The following is a 5,862-nucleotide window of genomic DNA, read 5'->3' on the forward strand; positions in this document are numbered from 1 at the left end:
CTCCTTAATTAATATGAGCTATTTTATCACAACACACCCTTCTCTTTAAGGCTTACATATTTTCCATCACCTATAATCACATGGTCAAGTACACTTATGCCTATAATATCACCTGCACTCTTTAATCTTTCGGTAATGGTAATATCATCCCTGCTCGGTGTCGGATCGCCGCTTGGATGGTTATGAACAAATATGACAGATGCCGCTGATTCCTTAACAGCTTCCTTAAATGCCTCACGTGGATGAATAAGTGAATTTGTGAGCGTCCCTTCAGAAACCTTGCATTCCCTTATAAGCCTGTTCTTTGCATCGAGGAGGACGCCGATAAAGAATTCCTTTTTGAGGTTTTTAAACCTCGGAGCAAAATACGAATAGATCGAGTGGCTTGAAGAAAATACAGGCTTGCCGTCAGAGGACTCGCCCATTAATCTCTTTCCAAGTTCAAATGCTGCCTTGATCTGGGCAATCTTTGCTGTCCCGAGGCCTTTCATGGAGGAAAGCTCGGAGATTGATGCAGCATCTATATTCCTCAGGGTTTTGAAGGCATCCAGGAGCGACATTGAGAGTCCCAAGACCCCTTTTTCTCCGCTGCCTGTTCTGAGGATTATTGCAAGAAGCTGTGCATCGGAAAGGCTCTCAGCGCCATATTTGATGAGCCTCTCCCTCGGCCTCTCATTCTCAGGCCAGTGTTTTATCTTCTGCTCAGGCATTACCCTCTTCCATTGTTTTCAATAAAGGAGTATATAATAACATTTTTGGTACTTCTACACCCATCAGTCTTATCATTGCTATAATCCGTAGCCAACCATTTTAGCCTGCAAACGGTAGCGGAAATACCCTACTATTGATATAATAAGACTGTGGATTTCAGGCTGTCAGCACATACCCAAGACATGTTGAAGGAACGGGAGATTCCAGAGGAATGGGTATGACGGACTATTGATAAACCTGATTGGGAAAATATAGGGGAAGACAATAATACTCATTATTTTAAAGGCATCTCTGAACATGAGGGACGAATTCTGCATGTAGTTGTAAACCCTCATATTTCACCAAAGAAAATTGTTACAGTATTTTTTGACCGCAGGGCAAGGAGGCAAAGATGAGATTAAAAGTAGACAAAGAAAGCGATGCTCTTTACTTCAGATTGGACGAATCGTCCATTGTGGAATCAGAGGAAGTACAGCCAGGTGTGATTCTGGATTTCAATGCAGATGGCAAAGTAGTTGGTGTTGAAATACTAAATCTCAGTGCCAGAATAAAACCTGAGCAGTTAAAAGTTCTTCAATATGAAACTGCATAAAACAACAGGAGAAAATGCAAACGTTATAAACATTTATAAATTTTACTTCACCCTCGCCCCTTGTTTTACTTCTCTATCGAGGGTAAGAACAGAGAGCCTTCCTTCTTCATCAGTAGCAGCGAGTAGCATGCCGTGTGACTCTATGCCCATGAGCTTTGCAGGCTTGAGGTTTGCAACCACAACGATTTTTTTGCCGATAAGATCATCAGGCGTATAAGACTTTGCAATGCCTGCAACTATCTGCCTTTCTTCTCCTATGTCCACCTTCAGTTTTAAAAGTTTTTCTGATTTTTCAACTTCTTCGGCACTTATAACCTTGCCAACCTTTAATTCAACCTTTGCAAAATCATCTATGGCAATTAATTCTTTAACGCCTTCCGTCATTTTCGTTTTCTCCTTCTTTTGTTCAGGTTTCTGTTCTTCTTCTTTTTTCTCTATGCGCGGGAAAAGCTGCTCTCCTTTGGAGACTTTTATTTCATAGTCCGGCTTCCATTCCCACCGTGATATCGCTTCCTCTTTTAATGATTTAAGACCAAGCTGCTTCCACATCTTTTCTGCTGTATCAGGCATAAAGGGATAAATGGAAAGAGCTGTCAGTCTCAAAGAATTCCAGATATTAAATATGACAATTTTAAGTTCCTCTAAATTGCTTTTGGCAAGTTTCCACGGCTCTTTCTGAGCAATATAATTATTTGCATCGCCAATCATTTGCCAGATGCCTTCCAGTATCAGGTTAAAGCTCAAGCGCAACCAGTATTCCTCTTTATGGATATTTTCATTTGTCTTGACGCACTTCTCTGCAAATTCGTCTTTGTTGTCAACCCAATCAATCCTTCCCTCAAAATACTTTTCTGCCATTGTAAGAAATCTGCTCAAGAGATTGCCAAGGTCATTGGCAAGGTCTGTGTTTATGCGCCTTATCAAAGCATCTTCTGAAAAATCACCATCAAGCCCGAACGGCACTTCCCTGAAGAGAAAATAGCGGAATGCATCAACGCCGTATTTATCAGCCATTGCATTTGGGTCAACCACATTGCCAATGGATTTGGACATTTTTTTGCCATCAACTGTCCACCAGCCGTGGGCAAAGATATTTCCTGGCAATGGAAGATTCAGGGCCATGAGCATGGTTGACCAATAGACTGCATGAGTAGTGAGTATATCCTTGCCAATGATGTGATGATTTGCCGGCCACCAGTCTGTAGATTTCAAATTTGAAATTTGAGATTTCAGATTTTCCGGAATGAGGTATCTCGTCGCCGAAAAATAATTTACAAGCGCATCAAACCATACATAGGTTACAAAGTTATCATCGAATGGAAGTGGAATTCCCCATGCAAGCCTCTGTTTGGGCCTCGAAATACATAAATCTCCAAGAGTATTGTTTTTTAAAAAACCGAGGACTTCGTTTTTACGGGTTTCAGGGAGTATATAAGCAGGATTTTCTTCTATATGCCTTATTAACCGCTCCTGATATTTCGACATGAGAAAAAAATAGTTCTCTTCCTTTATCTGCTCAACGGGCCTTCCGCAGTCAGGGCAGTTCCCTTCTATTAAATCCTTTTCTGTCCAGAACCTTTCATCAGGCACGCAGTACCATCCGGCATAGCTCCTCTTTTCTATCTCTCCCCTGTCAAAAAGCATCTGCAGAAGCCCCTGAACAGTCTTAATATGCTCGATGTCGGTAGTGCGTATAAATGCATCATTTGATATATTCAGCTTTTTCCAGAGATTCTTGAAATTATCGACCATGATGTCAGCATGCTCTTTGGGGGTCTTGCCCCTCTCCTTTGCAGCCTTATCAACCTTCTGTCCATGCTCGTCTGTCCCTGTCAAAAAGAAAACTCCATTGTCTTTAAGGCGGTTATATCTTGCAAGGATGTCTGCTGCAATGGTTGTATATGCATGTCCGATATGGGGTATGTCATTTACATAATAAATGGGCGTGGTCACATAGAATCTGGTCATCTCCTGAAACGCCTCCTTTTGTGCCTGAATTTTTTATGCCGATGTTCGGTTTGTTCGGATTTCGGCTGTTCAGGCTTCGGCTGCTCAAGTTGTGGTTGTGGTGGAGTTTCGATGGATTCTTCGGTCGCATCGCTCTGCTCCAGTTTTGAAAGTACAGCAGAAATACCGCTCCCTGCCTTTTCCTCAGACACTTCCTCATGCTCTATCGGTATCTCGTCGTCAGACGAAATACTCTCCATATCCCCTTCATACTCATACCTGAGACAGCACATAAGCCTGCCGCAAAGGCCAGAGAGCTTGCCCACATTCAAAACCAGTTCCTGCCTTTTTGCCATTTTTATGGATACAGGCTCAAAAGAGGCGAGGAATGTGTTACAGCAGAGTTCTCTGCCGCAGACGCCGAGGCCGCCGATAAGTTTTGCCTCATCCCTTACCCCTATCTGTCTCATTTCAATCCTTGTCTTGAACCGTGCAGCAAGGTCTTTTACCAGTTCCCTGAAGTCGATCCTGCCGTCTGCAGTGAAATAAAAGATTATCCTTTTTCTATCGAGGGTTGCCTCGGCTCCAACAAGCTTCATCTGAAGGCCGCGGGCCATTATACGCTCGGCACAGAAGTCCCTCGCCTCTTTTTCAAGCTTCTTGTTTTCTTCCACAGCCTTAATATCTTCATCGGAAACGAGCCTGATAACCTTCTTCAGTTCCCTTTCTGGGGATTCCACAGAATGTCTTCCCGTTATCACCCTGCCGATACTGAGCCCGAAATCGGACTCCACAACCACAGAATCCCCTTCATTTATATCTATACCATTCACCTCGAAATCGTATATCTTTCCGCAGGTTTTAAACCTTATACCAACAATATCCGGCATCTATACCTCCATAAAAGTAGATGAGTTGATGAGTGCATGAGTTAATGAGTAGAGATTTGCTCAAAAGGAAGTCTCCTCCTCATATACCCATTCACTCATTCACACATTTTCTCATAATACTTGCTACATAATTCCATGTTATGGATTTATTGAGATTAAAATCAAGGAGACCCCTTACCTGCTGCATATCCTGATACGAATTCAGAATGTCCTTGATTTTATGCTTATTGCCTATCGACCATTGCCTATTGCCTAATATCAGATCGGATTCCCTTTCTGTAATTTTATAAACAGCCATATCCCTCAAAAGGATAAGGGCCATATCAAGCCATGCCCTGATTTCTCCTTTATCTGACCAAGCATCCTTTGATTTCTCATAAATCATATTATTTAAAAGTCCCGTAAACCATTCGTTCTCTCTTATAAAATCCTTCGATATTGCAAGACCTGGTCTTCCCATTGCAAGATCCAGTACAAACTCAATGCTCTTTAAATCGATATTTTTTAAAATCACTTCCCTGCATCCATCAACAGGCAATGGATAAAACCGGACATTTATACACCTCGACCTGATGGTATCCGGCAGCCTTTCTGGATTGGACGATATGAGAATTATAAGACTGTCCTCGGGAGGCTCTTCAAGGGTCTTAAGAAATGCATTGGCAGCATAAATATTCATGGCATCTGCGTCATCGACTATAAGGACCTTTTTCCTGCCTTCATACGGCTTTAATGAAATTACTTCCTGTGTGTTTCTTATGGTCTCTATGGTAATCACATCATTTTCAGGGACAATCATCGATATATCAGGGTGCATCTCCGAGTCTATCTTTTTACATGACATGCATTTATCGCAGCAGTCAAAATCAACAGGCTCAAGACAATTAACGGCCTTGGCATAATTTATTGCAGCAAGCCTTTTGCCGATGCCGGAATTCCCTGACAACAGGACGGATGAAGGCACCCTGTTCCTTTTCAGAGTTCCCAGAAGTATTCTTAATGCCCTGTCCTGACCGATTATTTCTCCAAGCGCCATCTCACGATCTCCCAAACCTTTTGTGCAACTATTTCAAAAGACAATGATGCATCAACAATCTTTATCCTCCCAGTCTCCGCTTCTGCGATCTTCAAATAGCCTTCACGGACTTTTTTATGAAATTCGATATCTTCGAGTTCAAGCCTGTCAACCTTGTTTATCCCTTTATTCCTCTGCAATCCGGTTTCAACATCGAGGTCGAAAAGTATGGTAAGGTGAGGCTTAATCCCTTCTGTTGCTATGTCATTAATGGACATTATGAGCTGTATATCGATACCGCGGCCGTAACCCTGATATGCAACAGTGGAGTCTGTAAACCTGTCGGTAATCACGACCTTTCCTTGATTCAGCGCGGGAAGTATCTTCTCAGAAAGATGCTGCGCCCTCGCTGCATTGTATAAAAGAAGCTCTGCCATGTAAGACATCTCCCTGTGATCCACGTGAAGGAGTATTTCACGGATCCTGTTGCCGATAACAGTTCCTCCGGGCTCCTGAGTCAGTATCACCTCATAGCCTTCCTCAATAAGACGCTCTGACAGGAGCCTTGCCTGTGTAGTCTTTCCTGTTCCCTCTATGCCTTCGAGGGAAATAAAAAAACCTTTTTTCAGCTTTGCAGTCATAAGTTTCGATGTTTCACTGCTGTCCAAAATAATCTGAAATCACAAAATCAATCCTTGTAAAATAAG

General features: G+C 42.5%; 6 protein-coding genes. 1 reads left to right on the top strand and 5 read right to left on the bottom strand.

The features are described 5' to 3' along the window. Positions 1-26: 26 nt before the first annotated feature. Positions 27-710: a RadC family protein gene (gene radC, locus V7L97_RS10630; protein ID WP_333655815.1), complete on the bottom strand. Its 684-nt coding sequence runs from the start codon at positions 708-710 to the stop codon at positions 27-29. 392 nt (positions 711-1,102) lie between these two features. Here radC and V7L97_RS10635 point away from each other — a divergent pair, with 392 nt between their 5' ends. Beyond that, positions 1,103-1,303: a DUF2283 domain-containing protein gene (locus tag V7L97_RS10635; protein ID WP_333655817.1), complete on the top strand. Its 201-nt coding sequence runs from the start codon at positions 1,103-1,105 to the stop codon at positions 1,301-1,303. 42 nt (positions 1,304-1,345) lie between these two features. Here the strand turns inward: V7L97_RS10635 and metG are convergent, their stop codons facing one another. From metG to tmk, 4 genes are all read right to left on the bottom strand, one after another. Beyond that, positions 1,346-3,271 carry a methionine--tRNA ligase gene (gene metG / locus V7L97_RS10640; RefSeq protein ID WP_333655819.1) on the bottom strand — a complete coding sequence of 642 codons (1,926 nt, stop codon included), beginning with the start codon at positions 3,269-3,271 and terminating at the stop codon, positions 1,346-1,348. Next, positions 3,268-4,140: a PSP1 domain-containing protein gene (locus tag V7L97_RS10645; RefSeq protein ID WP_333655820.1), complete on the bottom strand. Its 873-nt coding sequence runs from the start codon at positions 4,138-4,140 to the stop codon at positions 3,268-3,270. Before V7L97_RS10645 ends, metG begins: the two co-directional genes overlap by 4 nt. A 91-nt stretch (positions 4,141-4,231) precedes the next feature. Then, positions 4,232-5,176, bottom strand: a complete 945-nt coding sequence (locus tag V7L97_RS10650; protein WP_333655822.1) for a DNA polymerase III subunit — start codon at positions 5,174-5,176, stop codon at positions 4,232-4,234. Beyond that, complete coding sequence (gene tmk, locus V7L97_RS10655) at positions 5,158-5,823, bottom strand: dTMP kinase (RefSeq protein ID WP_333655824.1); 666 nt, start codon at positions 5,821-5,823, stop codon at positions 5,158-5,160. The genes V7L97_RS10650 and tmk overlap by 19 nt, the downstream gene beginning before the upstream one ends. Positions 5,824-5,862 lie beyond the last annotated feature (39 nt).

The organism is Dissulfurispira sp., assembly GCF_036745535.1.
Classification (GTDB): Bacteria; Nitrospirota; Thermodesulfovibrionia; order Thermodesulfovibrionales; family Dissulfurispiraceae; genus Dissulfurispira.

Bases quoted from the DNA above. Each gene is read 5' to 3' on its own strand.
- radC (WP_333655815.1), bottom strand. From the start codon at position 710: ATGCCTGAGCAGAAGATAAAACACTGGCCTGAGAATGAGAGGCCGAGG.
- V7L97_RS10635 (WP_333655817.1), top strand. From the start codon at position 1,103: ATGAGATTAAAAGTAGACAAAGAAAGCGATGCTCTTTACTTCAGATTG.
- metG (WP_333655819.1), bottom strand. From the start codon at position 3,271: ATGACCAGATTCTATGTGACCACGCCCATTTATTATGTAAATGACATA.
- V7L97_RS10645 (WP_333655820.1), bottom strand. From the start codon at position 4,140: ATGCCGGATATTGTTGGTATAAGGTTTAAAACCTGCGGAAAGATATAC.
- V7L97_RS10650 (WP_333655822.1), bottom strand. From the start codon at position 5,176: ATGGCGCTTGGAGAAATAATCGGTCAGGACAGGGCATTAAGAATACTT.